We start from the raw sequence: 20,037 nt of genomic DNA on the forward strand, positions 1-20,037 counted from the left end.
AGGCGTCGAGGTACCAGCGGGCGCGGGCCGGGTCGTACACGATGTCGTAGCGCACGGACCGGTTCGTGGTGACCCGGTCCAGCCACTCCTGCCGCAGGTGGGAAAAGGTGACGGTGCAGCCGAGCCGGTAGCGGCCACGTGGTGCGTTCGCCAGGTGCCGCAGCGGCTCGGGCAGCACGAGCGTCACGCTGCCGTCCACCGGGTCGACGCAGATCGTGTAGTTCCCGTGCGGGGCCCCCGATTCGCCGTCGGCGGTGAGGAACAGGCGTGCCGCGTCCCAGCGTTCGCGCCACTCGGGCACGCTCAGCCCGGCCTCTGTGAGGTGGTGGCGCGTGTGCAGCAGACGCCGTCCGCCCACCACGACAGCCGGGCGGCCTACGGTGATGCGCTGCTCGACCACGGCAAGACGGGCTTTGAGTGCTTGGAGGCGGCGCTGCTTCTGGAAGCGTTCGTTCTGGTCGGCGTAGCCGCGCGCCTTTCCCTTGCGTTGCCCGCACGGCACCGCGAGGCGACGGGCGATCGTGCCGATGGCGCGGCGCAGTCCGGCCCGCTCGTCGTGCAGGCAGCGCATGCTGAGCTGGTACTGGTCCTCGCCGGCGCGGGTCATCGCCCCCGCCCAGCGCGACGACGACACCGCCGTCAGCTTCTTCTTCCGCTCTGCCCGACGGTTGTTCTTCACCGGCACCGGGCCGAGCGCGATGCGCTCGGCGAGATCCGCCCGCTGCTGACGGCCGAGGTGCTGCCCGACCAGGGTGAGGACCTTCATGTCCGCGACATCGAAACGCAGCCGGTCCCGGATCCGGGCACCCGAGGGTGCCGCCACGGTGAACGGGGGCGCGATCGTACGCAACGTACGCTTCCTGCCGCGCTGACGTGCCACTGGCCTCCCCCTCCTCCGAGGTCACCACGAACCCGACTGCCAGCATCGATCATGCGTTCCCGGCACACGCAGGATCCCGGTAACCGGCCCCGTTCACCCTGACGAGGGACACACCGGCCAGCCACGGCCAAAACCGAATCGGCAAGTTCCGACTCGAGGCACCGAGGGCTCGGAACTCGAGGGCCTGGAACTCGAGGGCCTGGAACTCGAGGGCCGCGAATCCCAGGCCCCCGAAAAGCACGTGACGTGGACCGGACACACACGCGACCATGGAGCCATGTCTGGTCCCTACGTCATCCGCGGCTCCGTCTCGCTCCCCGAGGCCGAGCTGACGTGGCGTTTCTCGCGCTCCTCGGGGCCCGGTGGCCAGCATGTCAACACGAGCGACTCGCAGGTGGAGCTGCGGTTCGACCTCGCGAAGACGGAAGCCCTGCCCGAGGTGTGGAAGGCCCGCGCCCTCGAACGGCTCGCCCCGAAGCTCGTCGACGGAGTCATCGGCGTACGAGCCTCCGAGCACCGCTCCCAGTGGCGCAACCGCGAGACCGCCGCCGTCCGCCTCGCCGCCCTGCTCGCGGAAGCCACCGCCCCGCCGCCCAAGCCCCGCCGGCCCACCCGCATCCCCCGCGGAATCAACGAACGCCGGCTGCGGCAGAAGAAGCAGCGGTCCGACACCAAGCGCGGGCGCTCCGGGCGCGACTGGGGACCGTGAGCGACCCGCTCACCGAGACGGCAAGACGGGGCGGCCTACCCCAACTGCCGGTACCGCCCCTTGAAGTACGCCAACGGCCCCCCGTCCGCACTCGGCACCGACGCCGTCAGCACCCGCCCGATCACCAGCGTGTGATCGCCCGCGGGCACCCGCTGCTCGGTCCTGCACTCCAGGGTCGCCAGGGCGCCGCGCACGAGCAGCGCCCCGGAGGCCTCTCCGCGTACGTACGGAATGTCCTCGAAGAGGAGGCGGTCGGAAATACGGCCCTTCATGGCGAAGCGGCCCGCGATATGGCGCTGGCTCTCGGAGAGGACAGAGACCGCCCACAGGGGCTGTTCGGCGAGCAGGTCGTCCATGCGGGAGCCGTCGCGCAGGCTGACCAGGACCAGGGGCGGGTCCAGGGACACGGACATGAAGGCGGTCGCCGTCATCCCGACGTCCTCACCGCCCGGGCCCTCGGGATCCAGTGCGGGCTCGTGCGCGGTCACCAGCACCACGCCCGCGGCCAGCCGGGACATGGCGGCACGGAACTCGTCGTCACTCACCCCATCAGCATGCCCGCCGGCGGTGGGGGTCAGGGGCACGCGGGGGGCAGGAGGAGTCGTCAGCACGCCCAAGACGCTAGTCTCCTCGCTCCGGCCCGCGCATCGGACCATCGCCCGAGCCGGGACCTAGGACCGATATTCCGACCGCCGTCCGGCCGACGTTCGTGCCGAGTCCGGGGTAACCTCACAGGCTCGACATATTCGCGTTCAGTAAACGCATGGTGAAAACACAGAAACTCTACTCAACTGCTCATCTTTAGCTGTGACTTGAGTCACAAGGGCCATATTTTGTTGACCCTGTGTACCGAGTGGGCAGCGCGCTGTGATTCAGTGGCGGAGACGCTGTAATCGATAGGCGATCCAGGGATCGGCCAGGCGATCAGTAAGCGACCAGTCCATAGTCGGTAGTCGATCAGTACAGACGAGAGAGAAGACAGGCGAGAAGCCCGGACAACTCTGGAGTTGCTGTCGAGGTCTCGGGGAGAGCGAGCATGGAGACCGAGTCGGAGCCGTACGTCCGTCTTGCGACCCTGCGGCAGCTGCATCAGGTCATGGCCGACATGAACACGGCACGCAGCCTGGCCGACACGCTGCAGACCGTCGCCGACGGAGTCGTGACGGGCCTGGGCTACGAAATCGCCGCCGTCAATCTCGTACGCCCCGACGGGGACCTCGTCGTCGCCGCCTTCGCGGGCAACTCCGCCGCCGAGGCGCTCATCACCGGCCGCGTCGGCTCCCGCGCCTCCTGGGAGCGCCGGCTGAGCATGGGCGAGGCCTGGGGCGACCTGCGTTTCATACCCCACACCGAGGGCTGGGTCCTCGACGACGACGACGTTCCGCAGTGGTACACCGACGGCCCCCCGCCCCGCTTCGAGGACGAGTGGCACCCCTCCGACCGCCTCTTCGCGCCCATGTACACGCCGGGCGTGCCCGGCGGCGCCTGCGGTGAGCTGATCGGCGTGCTCTCCGTCGACCGCCCGCGCAACGGACGTCTGCCCGGCGCCTGGGGGCGCGAGGCCCTGCAGATGTACGCGTTCCAGGCCGCCATCGCGATCAGCAACGCCCGGCTCAGGGCCAACATGCAGCGCGCCCTCGTCCGCCTGGAGCGGGAGCAGCAGGCCCTGCGCGCCAGCGAGGAGAGCTTCCGCCAGGCCTTCGAGTACGCCCCCTCCGGCATGGCCATCGCCGAGATGGGCGGCGACCAGCACGGGCGCATCCTGCGGACCAACGACGCGCTGTGCCGCCTCCTCGGCCGCCCCGCCTCCGCGATGCGCCGCTACTCCTTCTCCGACCTCGTCCACCCCGAGGACATCGGCACCCTGCTGCGTACGTCCGCGGAGGGCGGGCGCGCCGAACTGCGGCTCGGGCGCCGCGACGGGACATACGTGTGGGTGTCCCTGCGCAACAGCGTGGTCGCGGACGCCACCGACGGGCCGCGCTTCCTGCTCACCCACGTCGAGGACATCGAGGAGCGCAAACGCCGCGAGCTCCAGCTCGCCCACCGCGCCTCGCACGACTCGCTCACCGGACTGCCGAACTCCGCCGAGCTGCGCGCCCGGCTCTCCGCCCGGCTGTGCAGCCGCCCCGCGTCCGTTGCCCCCGGCCCCGTGGACACGCTGGACGCTGCCTACGCGCAGCACGGTGAGTACGGGGAACACGGTTTGGCGCCCGCGTACGACGCGGACGGGCACGGTTTCGACTTCCGGCCGGGTCCCGAGGCCTTCGACGCGTACGACCATCACGTGCACACCGTCGCACCGCAGGGCGAGACGGACGACGGCACGAAGGGGCTCGCGGTGCTCTTCTGCGACCTCGACGGCTTCAAGTCGATCAACGACCGCTTCGGGCACAACGCCGGCGACGCCGTGCTGATCGAGGTGGCGCGACGGCTCAGCAGCGGCGTACGGGACGGGGACACGGTCGCGCGGCTCGGCGGCGACGAGTTCGTGGTCCTCGCCGACGGGCTCGGCCGGGCCGACGCACAGGACCTCGCGGTCCGGCTGCGCAACGAGATCATCCAGCCGATCCGGGTCGACGGCCGCGCGATGCGGGTCGGTGCGAGCTTCGGCATCGGATGGGCACATTGCGGCATGACTGCGGACGAAGTGTTGAAGTCTGCTGACGAGCGGATGTACGTAGAGAAACGGTCTCGTCCCAAAGCGCATCGGCGTGCGGGCTGAAGCGCAGGTCAGCGGTAGTGTGCGAGCTGAATCACCCGTTTGGGGCCTCTGGAGCGGGTAGGCTCGCCCCTCTACCCACCCATCGCATCTGCACCAAACCCGCTTAGGAGACCAAGGGATGACGCCCGGCAACAACGGCGCGAGCACGCCCGAGGACGACGACCCGTTCGGCTATCTGTACGCCGACGGTCAGGCCGCCGGAGCCACGCCGCCCGATGGAAGCGGCGGCTATGGCTACCCCGGTTCGGTCAACCGGGTGCGGGCGGTCGGCGAGCGCCAGTACGGCCAACAGGCACAGCAGGCTTCCCGGACAGCCCCGACCGCGCAGTACGCGCAGGCTCCGGCCCAGCAGGGGCAGGGCACGTACGGCCAGTCCCACTACCAGGCCCCCGAGACGTTCCCCGGCGGCGCCCCCACGACCCGCACGCCCCTGTCGGGCAGCGGCTTGGGTGGTGGCGGCCGTGGCCGTGGTCCCAACACCAAGGGTCTCCTGATCGGCGCGATCGCCGTGGTCGCGGCCGTCGTGATCGGCATCGGGATCGCGATGGCCGGCGGCGACGAAGATCCCGCGGGCGACAAAGCGGCGGGTTCGACCCCGACGGCGGGGCAGAACACCGAGCCGAGCGCGCCGGCTTCGAAGCCGGCGAAGGACGACGACGTGAAGCTGCCGGAGATCGACGCGAAGGCGCTGAAGCTCGGGGGCAGCGCGCAGGTGGCTTCGGACGTCGACGGTTCCCGTGCCGAGGGCGGTACGTACGTGGCGGGCCTGAATGCGGTCGGTTCCACGGTCACCTGGAAGGTTGACGATATCCCCGAGAAGGGTCTCTACACCTTCTTCGCGGGATTCAGCGTCGCCAGCAAGGACCGCCAGGAGATGACGCTCATCGTCAACGGCAAGCCGTTCGGCAGCAAGCTGAACATGAGCAACTTCGCTGGTGCCAAGGACGGCTTCGAGAACGGCTGGCAGAAGACCTACGCGTGGCCCACGCTCAACAAGGGCACCAACACGATTTCGCTGGCCTGCCAGGCCGGTGACAAGTGCGATGTGCTTTTGGACCAGTTCTGGCTGAAGAAGGGCAAGGTCCAGGACTAGGCCACGGCAAGTTCGCCACCGGACCCGACAGCAGGCCCGCGACCGTTGAATCGCGCCCGCGCCCGTCGGGTTGCCCTCGACCGGGCGTGGCGGGGGCGCTCGCCAGAAGACCAGCAGTTGAGCCGCGACAGCGATTCCGTGTACTGAGGGCCGTCGGAGTGCCTGGCACTCCGACGTCCCCCGGTTCAACACACTAGAGACGTCCGCCTTCGACGCACCGGCCAGCCACCCAGCCCAGCCTGCTCCCCAACTTCACCTTGAGCCAGACGTTGTCGCGAGGGCCCCCGGACCAGCAGGTGTACGAGCCGCCATCCTTCCCCGTGCACGGGGTCGTGGTGCAAGGCACCCTAATGTCAGCATCCCTGACGGTCGCGATCTTGGCGGACGAGGTGCTCGCACTGGCGCGGATGCTGAACGGGTGGCCATCGTTCATCCAGACGCCGGCTCGATCGGTGCCGAGGCTGCGGAACTCATGGCGGCGACGAGGCCCACCGAGGCGCCGCCGACGGCTGCGAGTCGCGCGAACTTCCTTATGCGGTACATGACTTCCACCAACAAGAAGTAGATCTTTGGTCGCTGGCGACCATATGTTCTGAGCGGTTGGGGGATGGAGCGTTTATCGGCCAAAGGCGGTCTCACGCTGCCGTGACGTCTCCGCTCACGGCGACCCGGCCCGCCAACTCCTCGTATACCCGGGCATCGAACTCGCCCGCCGCAGGCGCCAGTACCGTCGCCGTCGACAACGCGACCGCGCGGGCCAGTCTCTCCGGCCACGGCAAGTTGTCCACCAGGCCCGACAGCAGGCCCGCGACCACCGAGTCGCCCGCACCCGTCGGGTTGCCCTCGACCGGGGCCGGCGGGGCCGCTCGCCAGTGGCCCTCCGCGTTCAGAGCCAGCAGGCCCTCGGCACCCAGGGACGCGACCACCGCATGGGCGCCTCGGCGGCGGGCGTCCCTCGTTGCCTGGAAGGGCTCGTGGGAGCCGGTGAGTTCGGCCAGTTCGTCGGTGTTCGGTTTGACGAGGTCGGGGCGGGCGGCGACGCCTCTGCGCAGGGGCTCGCCGCTGGTGTCGAGGAGGACCGGGACCGACGCGGACCGGGCCGCGCGGACCAGTTGGGCGTACGCGCCTACCGGGACGCCGGGCGGGAGGCTGCCGCACAGGGCTACCGCGGAGGCGGCGGGCAGCAGGCCCTCGTACACGTCCTGGAACGCCCGCCACTCGGCGGGGGAGACGAGCGGGCCCGGCTCGTTGAGTTGAGTCGTGTCACCGGTCGCCGTGTCGACCACCGCGATCGTGCGGCGGGTCGGCCCCGTCACCGGGACCAGCGCGTCCACGACACCCGGTGTGGACGTGAGCTGATCCTGGAGTGCCCTGCCGGTCGGCCCGCCCACGAAACCCGTCACCGTCACCTCGTGGCCGAGCGCCGCCAGCACCCGGGCCACGTTCAGGCCCTTGCCGCCGGGGCGTTCGGTCACCTCGGTGACGCGGTGCGAGGTGTGCGGGCGCAGGGACGGTACGTGGTAGGTGATGTCGAGAGCGGTGTTCAGCGTGACCGTGAGGATCACCTGGGCCGACCTCCCCCGAGTACGAGTGGGCGCTTCCTTTGTCCGGATGCCAGATCATGCCAAAGGTACGGCGGTCGGCACAGTTCCGCAGGTCGGCCCGCCCGGGCTCAACGTACGGCCGAATCAGCCCAGTTGGGGCTCAACCACCCATTCTCCCCGGCGCATCACGCCCTTGAGGGCGAAGCCTGCGTCCAGGATCACCAGGTCCGCGTCCTTGCCCGGTTCCAGCGAGCCCACCCGGTCGTACAGGCCGAGCAGCCTGGCCGGGGTGGCGGAGATGGCGGCGACCACATCCTCGACGGGCAGCCGGTCCACGGTGACGGCCCGCTTGAAGGCACGGTCGAGCGTCAGGGTCGAGCCCGCGATGGAGCCGCCCTCCACCAGGCGTGCCACGCCCTCGCTGACCTCGACCTCCAGCGGGCCGAGCAGATAACGGCCGTCGCCGAAGCCCGCCGCGTCCATCGCGTCCGTGATGAACGCCACCCGGTCCGCGCCCGCGTGATGGAACGCCAGCTGGAGGGACGCCGGATGCAGATGCGTACCGTCATTGATCAGCTCGACCGTGATCCGCTCGTCCTCCAGGAGCGCGGCGATCGGGCCCGGAGTGCGGTGACCGAGGACGGGCATCGCGTTGTAGAGGTGCGTCGCCACGGTGGCGCCCGCCTCGATGGCCGACACCGTCTGCTCGTACGTCGCGTCCGTGTGCCCGATCGCCGCGATCACCCCGTGCTCCGCGAGGAGGCGTACGGAGTCGACGCCGCCCGGCAGTTCCGTGGCGAGCGTCACCATCTTGGCCTGGCCGCGCGCCGCGTCGATCAGCTTGCGCACCTCCGCCGGGTCCGGGTCGCGCAGCAGTTCCTCGGAGTGCGCGCCCTTGCGGCACGGCGAGATGAACGGTCCCTCGAAGTGGACGCCCGCGATGTCGCCCTGCTCGGCCAGCTCGGAGAGCAGCCCGGCGCGTTGGGCCAGCGCGTCCATGTCGACGGTGACGGTCGTCGCGACGGTGGTCGTGGTGCCGTGCAGCCGGTGCGTGTGGACGCCCTTGAGGATGTCGTCGACCGTCCCGGAGGTGAAGGACGCGCCTCCGCCGCCGTGGTTGTGGATGTCGACGAATCCCGGCACCAGCCAGTGGCCGGTCAGGTCCAGTACGTCGGCGTCGGAGGGAGCGCTCCCGGCGATGCGCGTGCCGTCCACGATCACGCGTCCGCCGTCCACGATCCCGGTGGGCAGCACCACCTGGGCACCGGCGAGCACTTTGCTAGTGGCCATCAGGTGGTTACCTCCGAGGGGGCAGTAGGTGTGGTGGACAGAAGGTCCCAGGCCAGCAGCCCGGCGCCCAGGCAGCCGGCCGTGTCCCCGAGCGCCGCCGGGACGATCGTGGGCAGCTTCTGGAAGGTCACCCGGCGCTCGACCGCCGCCCGTAGCGGTGTGAACAAGGTTTCCCCCGCCTCGGCCAGGCCGCCACCGATGATCAGTGTGCGCGGGTCCAGCAGGGTGAGCGCGGTGACGAGGCCGTCCGCGAGAGCGTCCACCGCCTCCTGCCAGACCGCGAGCGCCCGGGGGTCCCCGGACTCCACGGCCTTCGCGCAGTCGGCCGCGTCCGCCTGAGCGTCACCGGACGTCTCGGCCCAGGCCGCGCTCACCGCCGACGCGGACGCGAACCGCTCCAGGCAGCCGTGCTGCCCGCACGGACACGGGGTGCCCCCGGGCCGTACGACGATGTGGCCGATCTCGCCCGCGAAGCCGTGCGCGCCCGCTTCCACCCGGCCGTCGATACCGATCGCGCCCGCGATCCCGGTGCCGAGCGGCACGAACAGGAACCGGTCGGCTCCCCGCCCCGCCCCGAGCCGTCCCTCGGCGAGGCCGCCGGTGCGCACATCGTGCCCGAGGGCGACCGGGACGCCGTACAGGCGCTCGCCGAGCAGATCCCGAAGGGGTACGTCACGCCAGCCGAGGTTGGCCGCGTACACGGCGAGGCCCCGCTCGGCGTCCACGAGGCCGGGGACGGCGATGCCGGCGGCGGACGCGGGCTCGCCGAAGCGGTGCTCGCCGTGCGCGCGCAGATCGGCCGCGAAGCCGAGGATCGACTCCACGACGGCGTCGGGGCCGCGCTCCCGGCCCGTGGCGCGGCGGGCCTGGTGGAGCAGTGCGCCGTCCGCCCCCACGAGGGCGGCCTTCATCCCGGTGCCGCCCACATCGAGGGCGATGACGTGTCTCACGGATACAGTCTCGCCCCTGACCCCACGAGAGGTCTAGTCCACTCGGGTACTGTAGACCTTGGCATTCCGGTTATCCGGTCTTCAACTACCGTGACGAGTACGACAGATGGGGAAAACAGCGGTGCGGCGACGAGTGACAGGTTTCATCTCGATGGTGTCCGCAATGGGCGTGACGGCGGCACTCGGCGGCTGCTCCGGCGGCACCGCGGCCACCCCGAACACGACGCTCAAGCTGGTGGCCGCCGACTACGGCGACTCCGAGGCGAACAGCTCCCAGAAGTACTGGGACAAGCTGGTCAAGGAGTACGAGAAGAAGAACCCCGGTATCGAGGTCGACGTCAGCGTCTACTCCTGGAACGAGGTCGACGCCAAGGTCAAACAGATGGTCGCCGACGGTGAGGCGCCCGACATGGCGCAGATCGGCGCGTACGCCGACTACGCCGCGAAGGGGCAGCTGTACGAGGTCGACGAACTGCTCTCCATACCCGTCCAGGCCGACTTCGTCTCGAGACTCGCCGAGGCGGGCGAGGTGGGCCGGGTGCAGTACGGCATGCCGTTCGCCTCCTCCACGCGGCTGCTGTTCTACAACAAGGAGCTCTTCGACGAGGCCGGCCTCACCCCGCCGGAGAGCTGGAGCGAACTGGCCGACGCCGCCCGGGTCCTGAAGTCCCGCGGCGTCGAGACGCCGTACGCGCTGCCTCTCGGACCCGAGGAGGCCCAGGCCGAGACCATGATGTGGCTGCTGAGCGGCGGCGACGGCTACACCGGCACCGTGGGCTCGTACGGCCTCGACTCCGACCAGAACATCGCGACCTTCAACTGGCTCAAGAACGACCTGGTGGGCAAGGGCCTCACCGGGCCGACCCCGCCCGGCAAGCTCAACCGCGCCGACGCTTTCGAGGCGTTCACGCGCGGCGAGGTCGGCATGCTGAACGGTCACCCCTCGCTGATGCAGGCCGCCGAGAAGAAGGGCGTGGAGTACGGCATGGTGCCGTTGCCCGGCATCAACGGCAGGGCCAAGGCCACGATGGGTGTCGCCGACTGGATGATGGCGTTCAAGGAGAACGGCAACGGCGAGGAGATCGGTGAGTTCCTCGACTTCGTCTACAGCGAGAAGAACGTGCTCGAGTTCTCCCACGAGTACAACCTGCTGCCCGTGACCACCTCCGCCTCCGAAGCGATGGCCGTGGACAAGAACGACAAGGATCTCGACCCGTTCCTGTCCGAGCTTGAGAACGCCGAGCTGTATCCCGTCGCCAAGACGTCCTGGGCGCAGGTCAGCGCCGACATCAAGCAGCAGATCGGCAAGGCGGTGGGGCCCAATGCGCGGCCCGCCGCGGTTCTGGGGTCGCTGCAGCGGTCGGCTTCGGCGGCCGACAGCGCGGAGTAGCGGTGCCTAATAGCTCGGGGTTGGATGTCGTTTGGCGGCTGCGGGTGCGTTGTGGCTGGTCGCGCCCACGCGGCGGAGCCGCAATTCGATACAGCCCCGCGCCCCTAGGAGGCCTCCGGCCTCCATCGGGGCCTGCGGGCCCTCGGGGCGCGGTAGCGTCGACGCATGGCAGAGGAGCTGACCCCACTGGAGCTTGACGTACTTGCGCTGGAGCGGCGTGGCTGGGATTCGCCCGGGGCCAATGAGCGGGCCATACGGGAAGAGTTGGGGATGGGGCCGGTTCGGTACTACCAGTTGCTGAACGCCCTGCTTGATGCGCCGCGTGCTCTGGCCCACGATCCGGTGACCGTGAACCGGCTGCGTCGAATACGGGACGCTCGCCGGGCCGAGCGCTGACAGATCGCTGACGGATAGGGTCGCCGTATGGGCAGCCAAGCGGACCCCTCAAAGACCCCGACGCCATTGCCGACTCCTGCGACGCAGGCCGGACGTGACGGCCTCGATGCCATCCTCGCGCGACCCGAACGGGCCGTACTCGCCTTCGACTTCGACGGCACCCTCGCCCCGATCGTCCCCGACCCCGAGCAGGCCCGCGCCCACCCCGACGCGGTCCCGGCGCTCGCCGCCCTCGCCCCGAAGGTCGCCTCCGTCGCCGTCGTCACCGGCCGCCCGGCCGATGTCGCGGTCCGCCACGGCGGCTTCGCGGACGTACCCGGCCTTGAACATCTGGTCGTCCTCGGTCACTACGGTGCCGAACGCTGGGACGCGGTCACCGGCACCGTCACGGCGCCCCCGCCCCACCCCGGCGTCGCCGCCGTCCGCGCCGAACTGCCCGGCGTCCTCGACCGCTCCGGCGCCTGGCAGGGCACCTGGATCGAGGAGAAGGGCCGCGCCGTCGCGGTCCACACCCGCCGAGCCTCGGACCCACAGGCCGCCTTCGAGGCCCTGCGCGAACCCCTCACGGACCTCGCCGCCCGCCACGGCCTGGTCGTCGAGCCGGGCCGCCTGGTCCTGGAGCTGCGCCCGCCGGGCATGGACAAGGGCGTGGCGCTCCGCGAGTACGTACGAGAGGTCGGCGCAGGGATGGTGGCGTACGCAGGCGATGACCTGGGAGATCTCCCGGCGTTCGCCGCGGTTGAGGAACTCCGCTCGAACGGTGTTCCCGGACTGCTGGTGTGCAGCGGCAGCAACGAGGTCAAGGAGCTCGCAGATCGCGCGGACTTGGTGGTGGACGGCCCGGCAGGCGTCGTACGCCTCCTCGAATCACTGGCAACACAGATGCGCCCCTGAAAAAGGCCGCAGGCCCTCTTGTCAGGGGCGCGGGGAACTGCGCGATCAGCCACAACGAACCCGCACTGTTCAACCGGCCTATTACGCCGCGGCGCGCAGCGCTTCCAGCTGGTCCAAGAACCACTGGGCCGGAGGAAGCGCAGTAGCCGCGGCGGCGAGCCGCTTCGTACGCTCCGCCCGCTCGTCCAGTGGCATCGACAATGCCTCATGCAGGGCGCGGGCGGTGCCCGAAACGTCGTACGGGTTCACGACAATCGCGTCCTCGCCCAGCTCCTCGTACGCCCCCGCCTCCCGCGAGAGCACCAGCGCGCACCCCGCGTCGGAGACGACCGGCACCTCCTTGGCGACGAGGTTCATCCCGTCGCGGATGGGGTTGACGAGGGCCACGTCGGCCAGCCGGTACGCGGCGAGCGAGCGGGCGAAGTCGTCCTTCAGGTGGAGCACGACCGGGGTCCAGCCAGGCGTCCCGTACTGGGAGTTGATCTCGTCCGCGAGCCGTTGCACCTCGGTCATGTAGTCGCGGTACACGGCCAGGTCCTGCCGCGAGGGATACGCGAGGGCCACGTGCACGACGCGCTCGCGCCACGACGGCTGGTCCTCCAGCAACTGCCGGAACGCCAGTAGCCCCCGCACGATGTTCTTGGACAGCTCCGTCCGGTCCACCCGCACGATCGCCTTGCGGCCCTCGCCGATCTGCTCGCGCAGCGAAACCATGCGCTCGTCCACGTCGGCCTCATGCGACCGCTTCCGGAGGAAGTCCGCGTCCGCACCGAGCCCGTGCACCCCGATCCGCGTACCCGACGGAATGCCGGGCCCCAGCACGGCATGACAGCAGTCGGTGAACGCGTCCGCCCACCGCTGGGTCAGGAACGCGGCCCGGTCGGCGCCCAGGATCCCGCCGAGCAACTGCGCGGCGATGTCGTCGGGCAGCAGCCGGAAGTACTCCGGCGGAGCCCACGGCGTGTGCGAGAAGTGGCCGATCCGCAGGTCGGGGCGCAGCTCGCGCAGCATGCGGGGGGCCAGCGTCAGGTGGTAGTCCTGCACGAGCACGGAGGCGCCCTGTGCCGCCTCCTCGGCCAGGGCCTCGGCGAAGGCCCGGTTGTACGTCTCGAAGGACGCCCACTGTCTGCGGAACTCCGCGCCGAAGGCCGGCTCCAGCGGCGTCTGGTACAGCATGTGGCTCATGAACCACAGCACGGAGTTCGCGATGCCGTTGTACGCGTCCTCGTGTACGTCGGCCGGGATGTCCAGCATCCGTACGCCCTCTTCGCCGACGCCGCGGCGTACGGCCTCTCGGTCGCCGTCGCCCAGGGCCGAGCACACCCACAGCGCACCGGCCTCCGGGCCGATCGCCGAGAGCCCGGAGACCAGGCCGCCGCCGCCGCGCTTGGCTGTGAGCGTCCCGGTCTCATCCTGTGCGTATGAGACCGGGCCGCGGTTCGATGCGACGAGGATCTGGGCTTGCGTTGATGCCATAGGGCTCAACTTAGCCCAGGGGGGCTTCGCTCAAACGTACGCCTCAGCCGTATACAAGCTCGACGCGTGAGAGCTCGGGACGCTGCGTCGTATGGCGGCTGCGGGTGCATTGTGGCTGGTCGTGCCCCGCGGCGGAGCCGCAAATGTCACAGCCCCGCGCCCCTGAAAAAGAGGGCCTGCGGCCCCTTTTTTCAGTGGGACGCGGTCGCTACGCCGCCTTTCGTTCCGCGTACTCCTCGATCTCCGCCATCGGCGGTCGTTCCTCCGTGTCCACGGAGTGCGTACGCGGTGCGAAGCCGGTCTCGACACGTTCGAACTGCGTGATCCGCGGCCGGACCATATGGCCGCGGGCCAGGCGGAGCTGGGCCGTGCGGTAGATCGCGGCGGCCATGCGGCCCAGGGCCTGGCCGTCCTGGTGGCGGTGTTTGCGGACGCCCACGTCTACCTGGGCGAGGGCGTCCAGGCCCACCAGGTGCAGGGCGTCGACCAGCATGCCCAGCTCGACGCCGTATCCGACGGGGAAGGGCAGCTGTTCCAGGAGGGAGCGGCGGGCCGCGTACTCTCCGCCGAGCGGCTGTACGAAGCCGGCCAGCTGTGGCCAGTGCATGTTCAGGATCGGGCGGGCCATCAGTTCCGTGACGCGGCCGCCCTGGCCCGCGGCGGTCCTGCCGGAGGTGGGGTCGCCCGGCAGGTTCAGCGGGCGGTCGTACATCGCCTTGACGAGGTCCACGTCCGGATCGGTGAGCAGCGGACCGACGATCCCCGAGACGAAGTCCGCGGAGAACTCCTTCAGGTCCGCGTCGACGAAGGCGACGATGTCCCCGCTCGTGACCAGCAGCGAGCGCCACAGGACCTCGCCCTTGCCGGGGACGGCCGGGATGCGCGGGAGTATCTCGTCCCGGTGTACGACCCGGGCCCCGGCTTCGGCGGCGACCTCCGAGGTACGGTCCGTCGAGCCCGAGTCGATCACGACGATCTCGTCGACGAGCGGCACCTTCTTGGTCATCAGCTCGCGGCGGATCACGGCGACGATCTCGCCGACGGTCTCCTCCTCGTTGAGCGCGGGCAGTACGACGCTCACTGTGGAGTTGGCCGCGCGCTTCGCGGCGATGAGCTTCTTCAGCGGGCGGTCGCCAACGGACCAGGAGCGCGTGTTCAGCCAGCGCTCGACGTCTTCCAGCACGTGCGGCTCTCCCTTGACATTGGACCGGGTTCGCGAGTGCCCGCTGGGGCAGCAGCTCTTGTGACTGTCATCTCGCGGTTCGGACTGGTCTCACCACGATCCAGGCCTTCGGTTACAGTCTTGAACAACGCTGATGACCATCGCATGTCGCGGGTCGCCCAGCCGACAACCGGATACTCACAACCGAATAGCGCTCATCCAGAGGGGCAGAGGGATACGGCCCGTTGAAGCCCCGGCAACCCTCCAGCCGGTTCTCGTACCGATCGAAGATGATCGATTCCGCGAGGCTCCCGGCTAGTGAAGGTGCCAAATCCGTCTCACGGCGAGATGCGTCGTGAGGAAGATGAGGAGAAAGGGCCTCGCCTCACATGGCTGCGCAGACAGTTGCAAGCACCACGAACACTGAAACCTCCGCCGACCCGGCGGCCCCCACGAACTCCGTGGACACCCCCTCCGTAGACCTCGGCCCCGCCGCTGCGCTCTCCTGCCGCGAATGCGGCCACCGCGTCCCGCTCGGCCCCGTCTTCGCCTGCGAGGAGTGTTTCGGCCCGCTGGAGATCGCGTACGACTTCTCGGCGTACGACACCGAGGAACTCCGTAAGCGCATCGAGGCGGGCCCCGCGAACATCTGGCGGTACGCGCCTCTCCTGCCCGTCCCCGCGGACGTGGCCACCAAGCCGAACATCAACCCCGGCTGGACCGAGCTCGTCAAGGCCGACAACCTCGCGCGCGAGCTGGGCGTCGACCCCGGCAAGCTCTTCGTGAAGGACGACTCCGGCAACCCGACGCACTCCTTCAAGGACCGCGTCGTCGCCCAGGCCCTGGAGGCCGCCCGCGTCTTCGGCTTCACGACCCTCTCCTGCTCCTCGACGGGCAACCTCGCCGGTGCCGTCGGCGCCGCCGCCGCCCGCGCCGGCTTCCGTTCCTGCGTGTTCATCCCGCACGACCTGGAGCAGGGCAAGGTCGTCATGGCCGCGGTGTACGGCGGCGAGCTCGTCGGCATCGAGGGCAACTACGACGACGTGAACCGCTTCTGCTCCGAGCTGATCGGCGACCCGGCCGGCGAGGGCTGGGGCTTCGTCAACGTCAACCTGCGCCCGTACTACGCCGAGGGTTCCAAGACCCTCGCGTACGAGATCTGCGAACAGCTCGGCTGGCAGCTTCCCGACCAGCTGGTGGTGCCCATCGCCTCCGGCTCGCAGCTCACGAAGATCGACAAGGGTCTGCAGGAGCTCATCAAGCTCGGACTCGTCGAGGACAAGCCGTACAAGATCTTCGGCGCCCAGGCCGAGGGGTGCTCGCCGGTGTCCGTCGCCTACAAGGCGGGCCATGACGTCGTACGGCCGCAGAAGCCGGACACGATCGCGAAGTCGCTGGCGATCGGTAACCCCGCCGATGGTCCGTACGTGCTGGACATCGCGCGGCGTACGGGTGGCGCGGTCGAGGACGTCAACGATGAGCAGATCGTGGACGCGATCAAGTTGCTGGCGCGGACCGAGGGGATCTTTGCGGAGACCGCCGGTGGTGTGACGGTGGGGGTTGCGCGCAAGCTGATCGAGAACGGTGTGCTGGACCCGAGCCTCACGACTGTCGTCCTGAACACGGGTGACGGTCTCAAGACCCTCGACGCTGTGGCCGGGACCGGGCTCACCGCCACGATCCGACCCAGCCTGGGCTCTTTCCGAGAGGCCGGCCTCGCGTAGCGCTTCGCGGCAAGGGCTGTATTCAAGCTGCAGGCCGGTGGGGTCTGGTCGTGCCGTGCCCCGCGGCGGAGCCGCAAATGTCACCGCCCCGCGCCCCTTCGGGGCGCTCCATACCTGACCGGAGGTCATAACCCCATGAGCGTCAACGTTCGCATCCCCACCATCCTTCGCACCTACACCGGCGGTCAGGCCGAGGTCGCCGCCGAAGGGGCGACCCTCGCCGAGGTCATCGCCGACCTGGAGAAGAACCACACCGGGATCGCGGCGCGTGTCCTGGACGATCAGGGCAAGCTGCGTCGGTTCGTCAACGTGTACGTGAACGACGACGATGTGCGGTTCGAGCAGGGGCTGGAGACGGCGACGCCCGACGGGGCCGGCGTCTCGATCATTCCGGCCGTCGCCGGAGGCTGATCATCCGGTACAGCGCCCGAGGCTGATCGTTACCGTCGGTAATGCAAGTCACTCAGGGTTCATCGAATTGCCCCCTCCGTGAGTTAAGCGGAGGGGGCAATTCTGTATGGTTGAGCGCGGTACAGTTGGGGAACTTGGTGCTCCCCCGGGCCGAATGCATGTGCATTCCTGTCGGATGCCCGATAAGAAGTAGCCAAAGTGTGCGCGTCTTTTGCGTCAATTGCTCCTTTTATGGAGCCCGACTTGCCCCCCTCTAGGGTGAATTCTCCGTACATTCCGGATCGGCCATGCCCAGATTTCTCGTCCGATTGACCTGTTGCAGACGGCAGTTGGGCAGATACATTCAGCCGCGGTCGACGCGTTCCGGCGCACACCCCCAACCGTTGGGGGGTGAGGTCTGACCCGGATCCGCGAAGTGTGGATCTGTGCAAGGGCCAGTAATAGGGGAGTTAGGCATGGCTCAGGGCACCGTCAAGTGGTTCAACGCGGAGAAGGGGTACGGCTTCATCGCGGTCGACGGTGGTGCGGATGTATTCGTCCACTACAGCGCGATTCAGATGGACGGCTACCGCACCCTGGAAGAGGGTCAGCGAGTCGAGTTCGAGATCTCGCAGGGCCAGAAGGGGCCGCAGGCGGACATGGTCCGCGTGGCCGGCTGAAGCACGCGCCGACTGATCTGCAGCGACACGTTCTTCTTCCGAAGGGCTCGTACCTCAAGGGGTACGGGCCCTTCGGCATGCCTGGCGGCAGCCCGCCCGCACTGTGGTAGCCGCTTGCACTCGACTGGTGCGAGTGCTAATCATTGGCGTTAGCACTCTGAAGGTGAGAGTGACAACGAGGACCGGGTCGGTGAGGCCCGCAGGCCAAGTGGGGCAAGGAACCACGGGGCAGGCAGGCCGTCCGTCGCGGGCGCCAGCGCGGTCCGGAGCAATCCACCCCAGTCCGGGAGGACCACTTCACATGGCCAAGATCATCGCGTTCGACGAGGAGGCGCGGCGAGGCCTCGAGCGCGGCATGAACCAGCTCGCGGACGCCGTCAAGGTGACCCTCGGCCCCAAGGGCCGCAACGTCGTCCTCGAGAAGAAGTGGGGCGCCCCCACGATCACCAACGACGGTGTCTCCATCGCCAAGGAGATCGAACTCGAGGACCCGTACGAGAAGATCGGCGCCGAGCTGGTCAAGGAAGTCGCGAAGAAGACGGACGACGTAGCCGGTGACGGCACGACGACCGCGACCGTCCTGGCCCAGGCGCTGGTCAGGGAAGGCCTCCGCAACGTCGCCGCCGGTGCCAACCCCATGGCTCTCAAGCGCGGTATCGAGAAGGCCGTCGAGGCGGTCTCCGGTGCCCTGCTCGACCAGGCCAAGGACGTGGAGACCAAGGAGCAGATCGCTTCGACCGCCTCCATCTCCGCCGCCGACACCCAGATCGGCGAGCTCATCGCCGAGGCCATGGACAAGGTCGGCAAGGAAGGCGTCATCACCGTCGAGGAGTCCCAGACCTTCGGTCTGGAGCTGGAGCTCACCGAGGGTATGCGCTTCGACAAGGGCTACATCTCGGCGTACTTCGCCACCGACATGGAGCGTATGGAGGCCGTCCTCGACGACCCGTACATCCTGATCGCCAACTCGAAGATCAGCGCCGTCAAGGACCTGCTGCCGCTCCTCGAGAAGGTCATGCAGTCCGGCAAGCCGCTGCTGATCATCGCCGAGGACGTCGAGGGCGAGGCCCTGTCGACCCTGGTCGTCAACAAGATCCGCGGCACCTTCAAGTCCGTCGCCGTCAAGGCTCCGGGCTTCGGTGACCGCCGTAAGGCCATGCTCGGCGACATCGCCATCCTCACGGGCGGCGAGGTCATCTCCGAGGAGGTCGGCCTCAAGCTGGAGAACGCGACCCTGGACCTCCTGGGCCGCGCCCGCAAGGTCGTCATCACCAAGGACGAGACCACGATCGTCGACGGTGCCGGCGACACCGAGCAGGTCGGGGGCCGGGTCAACCAGATCCGCGCCGAGATCGAGAACTCCGACTCGGACTACGACCGCGAGAAGCTCCAGGAGCGCCTGGCGAAGCTGGCCGGCGGCGTGGCCGTCATCAAGGCCGGTGCCGCCACCGAGGTCGAGCTCAAGGAGCGCAAGCACCGCATCGAGGACGCCGTTCGCAACGCGAAGGCCGCCGTCGAGGAGGGCATCGTCGCCGGTGGTGGCGTGGCCCTGCTCCAGGCCGCCACGGTGTTCGAGAAGCTGGAGCTCGAGGGTGACGAGGCGACCGGCGCCAACGCCGTGAAGCTCGCCCTGGAGGCCCCGCTCAAGCAGATCGCCGTCAACGGTGGTCTCGAGGGCGGCGTCGTCGTGGAGAAGGTCCGCAACCTTCAGGTCGGTCACGGTCTGAACGCCGCGACCGGCGAGTACGTCGACATGATCGCCGAAGGCATCATCGACCCGGCGAAGGTCACGCGTTCCGCCCTGCAGAACGCCGCGTCCATCGCCGCGCTGTTCCTCACCACCGAGGCCGTCATCGCCGACAAGCCGGAGAAGGCGGGCGCCGCCCCGGCCGGCGGCGGCATGCCGGGCGGTGACATGGACTTCTGATCCGGTTCTTCCACCGGGTCGGACCCTCCCCCAAGCTCTCGGCTTCGCTCGAGCAGGGGGGACCCCAGTCCAGTACCGAGGGCGGCATCCCTGTTCGCAGGGGTGCCGCCCTCGGGCGTGTCCGGCTGGCTGGTACCGGACAGTGGGACGGGAAGGTCTGGGACACCCTCGGATCCCTTGCCGGAGCGCTAGAGGTTGCCCATGGGTTCGATGTCGATCTTCCGGGGTTCGCCCCAGATGCGCAGGACCTCGTAGTCGGTGAACTCGTGGACCAGGCGGTAGGCCATGCCGGGGTGGGGGCTGCGGCGCTGGGCGGCGAGGTACTGCTCCGCTTCCTGCTTGTCGCGGCGGGGTGTGCCGCAGAGTTGCCAGACCTGGCCGGTCCACATCTCGGGGAGCCAGCGCTGCTGGGGCTGGGGGCGGTCGCCCCGTACGCCGTAGCGGGACTTCGTGCGCTCGAGTGTCTCGTCCGGGGCGGTCGGACGGCCCTGGGAGAACGAGTCGTTGACCTTTGAGCGGCGGGCGATGCGGCGGCGGGTCTCGCAGAGCAGGCAGAGGTCGGGGGCGTCCTCGTCGACCGGGCCTGTGGGGTGCTCGGTGCAGCGTGTGGTGGGGGCCGCCGTGGTGACCGTTTCCTCCAGGAGGTCCAGCGCGCGCTTCAGGTCCGCCTTGACCTCGTGCAGCTTCGCGTCGGGTGTGTCCGTGCCCAGGGCCTCGCCGTGCTCGCCGAGAAGCCGCAGCGCGCGGCCCAGAGCGGTCAGCTGTGCGTGGTTCATGGTGGTCGTCCCCTCCCGGGAGCCGTGCTGC

At 69.3% G+C, this 20,037-nt stretch carries 17 protein-coding genes, 1 pseudogene and 1 riboswitch; of the genes and pseudogenes, 10 read left to right on the forward strand and 8 right to left on the reverse strand.

Annotated features, from left to right (window positions below):
* Positions 1-880, reverse strand: a pseudogene (locus ABD357_RS24055) (hypothetical protein); the annotation flags it as partial.
* 277 nt (positions 881-1,157) lie between these two features.
* On the opposite strand from ABD357_RS24055, the gene arfB reads away from it, so the two are divergent.
* Positions 1,158-1,589: an alternative ribosome rescue aminoacyl-tRNA hydrolase ArfB gene (gene arfB / locus ABD357_RS24060; protein WP_344392809.1), complete on the forward strand. Its 432-nt coding sequence runs from the start codon at positions 1,158-1,160 to the stop codon at positions 1,587-1,589.
* A gap of 35 nt (positions 1,590-1,624) precedes the next feature.
* On the opposite strand, the gene ABD357_RS24065 is transcribed toward arfB, so the two are convergent.
* Positions 1,625-2,200 (reverse strand): flavin reductase family protein, encoded by a 576-nt coding sequence (locus ABD357_RS24065; RefSeq protein WP_344392810.1) that lies wholly within the window; start codon positions 2,198-2,200, stop codon positions 1,625-1,627.
* 425 nt (positions 2,201-2,625) lie between these two features.
* On the opposite strand from ABD357_RS24065, the gene cdgB reads away from it, so the two are divergent.
* Together cdgB and ABD357_RS24075 are read left to right on the forward strand one after the other, a co-directional pair.
* Positions 2,626-4,314, forward strand: a complete 1,689-nt coding sequence (cdgB, locus tag ABD357_RS24070) for a diguanylate cyclase CdgB (protein WP_344392812.1) — start codon at positions 2,626-2,628, stop codon at positions 4,312-4,314.
* Between the two features lie 118 nt (positions 4,315-4,432).
* Positions 4,433-5,407, forward strand: a complete 975-nt coding sequence (locus ABD357_RS24075) for a carbohydrate-binding protein (RefSeq protein ID WP_344392814.1) — start codon at positions 4,433-4,435, stop codon at positions 5,405-5,407.
* Between the two features lie 635 nt (positions 5,408-6,042).
* On the opposite strand, the gene ABD357_RS24085 is transcribed toward ABD357_RS24075, so the two are convergent.
* From ABD357_RS24085 to ABD357_RS24095, 3 genes are all read right to left on the reverse strand, one after another.
* Positions 6,043-6,972 (reverse strand): 1-phosphofructokinase family hexose kinase, encoded by a 930-nt coding sequence (locus ABD357_RS24085; protein ID WP_344392815.1) that lies wholly within the window; start codon positions 6,970-6,972, stop codon positions 6,043-6,045.
* Positions 6,973-7,095: 123 nt separating this feature from the next.
* A complete protein-coding gene (gene nagA / locus ABD357_RS24090; RefSeq protein ID WP_344392817.1) occupies positions 7,096-8,241 on the reverse strand; it encodes an N-acetylglucosamine-6-phosphate deacetylase in 1,146 nt (381 codons plus the stop codon).
* Entirely contained in the window at positions 8,241-9,191 is a 951-nt protein-coding gene (locus tag ABD357_RS24095) for an ROK family protein (RefSeq protein WP_344392819.1), read from the reverse strand. The genes nagA and ABD357_RS24095 overlap by 1 nt, the downstream gene beginning before the upstream one ends.
* Before the next feature lie 106 nt (positions 9,192-9,297).
* Here ABD357_RS24095 and ABD357_RS24100 point away from each other — a divergent pair, with 106 nt between their 5' ends.
* From ABD357_RS24100 to otsB, 3 genes are all read left to right on the forward strand, one after another.
* Complete coding sequence (locus ABD357_RS24100) at positions 9,298-10,581, forward strand: ABC transporter substrate-binding protein (protein ID WP_344392821.1); 1,284 nt, start codon at positions 9,298-9,300, stop codon at positions 10,579-10,581.
* A gap of 165 nt (positions 10,582-10,746) precedes the next feature.
* Positions 10,747-10,977 (forward strand): DUF3263 domain-containing protein, encoded by a 231-nt coding sequence (locus tag ABD357_RS24105; RefSeq protein ID WP_344392822.1) that lies wholly within the window; start codon positions 10,747-10,749, stop codon positions 10,975-10,977.
* Between the two features lie 27 nt (positions 10,978-11,004).
* On the forward strand, positions 11,005-11,871 hold the full coding sequence (gene otsB / locus ABD357_RS24110; protein WP_344392824.1) for a trehalose-phosphatase: 867 nt from the start codon (positions 11,005-11,007) through the stop codon (positions 11,869-11,871).
* Positions 11,872-11,952: 81 nt separating this feature from the next.
* Here otsB and ABD357_RS24115 read toward each other — a convergent pair whose 3' ends face one another.
* Together ABD357_RS24115 and ABD357_RS24120 are read right to left on the reverse strand one after the other, a co-directional pair.
* Entirely contained in the window at positions 11,953-13,347 is a 1,395-nt protein-coding gene (locus ABD357_RS24115) for an alpha,alpha-trehalose-phosphate synthase (UDP-forming) (RefSeq protein WP_344392825.1), read from the reverse strand.
* Between the two features lie 208 nt (positions 13,348-13,555).
* Complete coding sequence (locus ABD357_RS24120; protein ID WP_344392827.1) at positions 13,556-14,530, reverse strand: glucosyl-3-phosphoglycerate synthase; 975 nt, start codon at positions 14,528-14,530, stop codon at positions 13,556-13,558.
* 191 nt (positions 14,531-14,721) lie between these two features.
* Positions 14,722-14,880, forward strand: a riboswitch (SAM riboswitch).
* Positions 14,881-14,898: 18 nt separating this feature from the next.
* Here ABD357_RS24120 and thrC point away from each other — a divergent pair.
* The 4 genes from thrC (at position 14,899) to groL (ending at position 19,230) form a co-directional block, all read left to right on the forward strand.
* Positions 14,899-16,233, forward strand: coding sequence for a threonine synthase (gene thrC / locus ABD357_RS24125; protein WP_344392828.1), 1,335 nt, complete (start codon positions 14,899-14,901; stop codon positions 16,231-16,233).
* Positions 16,234-16,368: 135 nt separating this feature from the next.
* The gene (locus tag ABD357_RS24130; protein ID WP_119103018.1) at positions 16,369-16,644 is read left to right on the forward strand and encodes a MoaD/ThiS family protein; all 276 of its coding nucleotides are present in this window, start codon (positions 16,369-16,371) and stop codon (positions 16,642-16,644) included.
* Positions 16,645-17,099: 455 nt separating this feature from the next.
* The gene (locus ABD357_RS24135; RefSeq protein ID WP_003986833.1) at positions 17,100-17,303 is read left to right on the forward strand and encodes a cold-shock protein; all 204 of its coding nucleotides are present in this window, start codon (positions 17,100-17,102) and stop codon (positions 17,301-17,303) included.
* Between the two features lie 301 nt (positions 17,304-17,604).
* Positions 17,605-19,230 carry a chaperonin GroEL gene (gene groL / locus ABD357_RS24140; RefSeq protein ID WP_344392830.1) on the forward strand — a complete coding sequence of 542 codons (1,626 nt, stop codon included), beginning with the start codon at positions 17,605-17,607 and terminating at the stop codon, positions 19,228-19,230.
* A 188-nt stretch (positions 19,231-19,418) separates the two neighbouring features.
* Here groL and ABD357_RS24145 read toward each other — a convergent pair whose 3' ends face one another.
* On the reverse strand, positions 19,419-20,006 hold the full coding sequence (locus ABD357_RS24145; protein WP_344392831.1) for a hypothetical protein: 588 nt from the start codon (positions 20,004-20,006) through the stop codon (positions 19,419-19,421).
* Positions 20,007-20,037: the final 31 nt, after the last annotated feature.

Origin of the sequence: Streptomyces vastus, assembly GCF_039532825.1 — a bacterium.
Lineage (GTDB): Bacteria > Actinomycetota > Actinomycetes > Streptomycetales > Streptomycetaceae > Streptomyces > Streptomyces vastus.

Excerpts from the sequence above, each read along its gene's own strand:
- ABD357_RS24115 (WP_344392825.1), bottom strand. The coding sequence starts at position 13,347 with ATGGCATCAACGCAAGCCCAGATCCTCGTCGCATCGAACCGCGGCCCG.
- nagA (WP_344392817.1), bottom strand. The coding sequence starts at position 8,241 with ATGGCCACTAGCAAAGTGCTCGCCGGTGCCCAGGTGGTGCTGCCCACC.
- ABD357_RS24100 (WP_344392821.1), top strand. The coding sequence starts at position 9,298 with ATGGGGAAAACAGCGGTGCGGCGACGAGTGACAGGTTTCATCTCGATG.
- thrC (WP_344392828.1), top strand. The coding sequence starts at position 14,899 with ATGGCTGCGCAGACAGTTGCAAGCACCACGAACACTGAAACCTCCGCC.
- otsB (WP_344392824.1), top strand. The coding sequence starts at position 11,005 with ATGGGCAGCCAAGCGGACCCCTCAAAGACCCCGACGCCATTGCCGACT.
- ABD357_RS24135 (WP_003986833.1), top strand. The coding sequence starts at position 17,100 with ATGGCTCAGGGCACCGTCAAGTGGTTCAACGCGGAGAAGGGGTACGGC.
- groL (WP_344392830.1), top strand. The coding sequence starts at position 17,605 with ATGGCCAAGATCATCGCGTTCGACGAGGAGGCGCGGCGAGGCCTCGAG.
- ABD357_RS24130 (WP_119103018.1), top strand. The coding sequence starts at position 16,369 with ATGAGCGTCAACGTTCGCATCCCCACCATCCTTCGCACCTACACCGGC.
- cdgB (WP_344392812.1), top strand. The coding sequence starts at position 2,626 with ATGGAGACCGAGTCGGAGCCGTACGTCCGTCTTGCGACCCTGCGGCAG.
- arfB (WP_344392809.1), top strand. The coding sequence starts at position 1,158 with ATGTCTGGTCCCTACGTCATCCGCGGCTCCGTCTCGCTCCCCGAGGCC.
- ABD357_RS24145 (WP_344392831.1), bottom strand. The coding sequence starts at position 20,006 with ATGAACCACGCACAGCTGACCGCTCTGGGCCGCGCGCTGCGGCTTCTC.
- ABD357_RS24075 (WP_344392814.1), top strand. The coding sequence starts at position 4,433 with ATGACGCCCGGCAACAACGGCGCGAGCACGCCCGAGGACGACGACCCG.
- ABD357_RS24105 (WP_344392822.1), top strand. The coding sequence starts at position 10,747 with ATGGCAGAGGAGCTGACCCCACTGGAGCTTGACGTACTTGCGCTGGAG.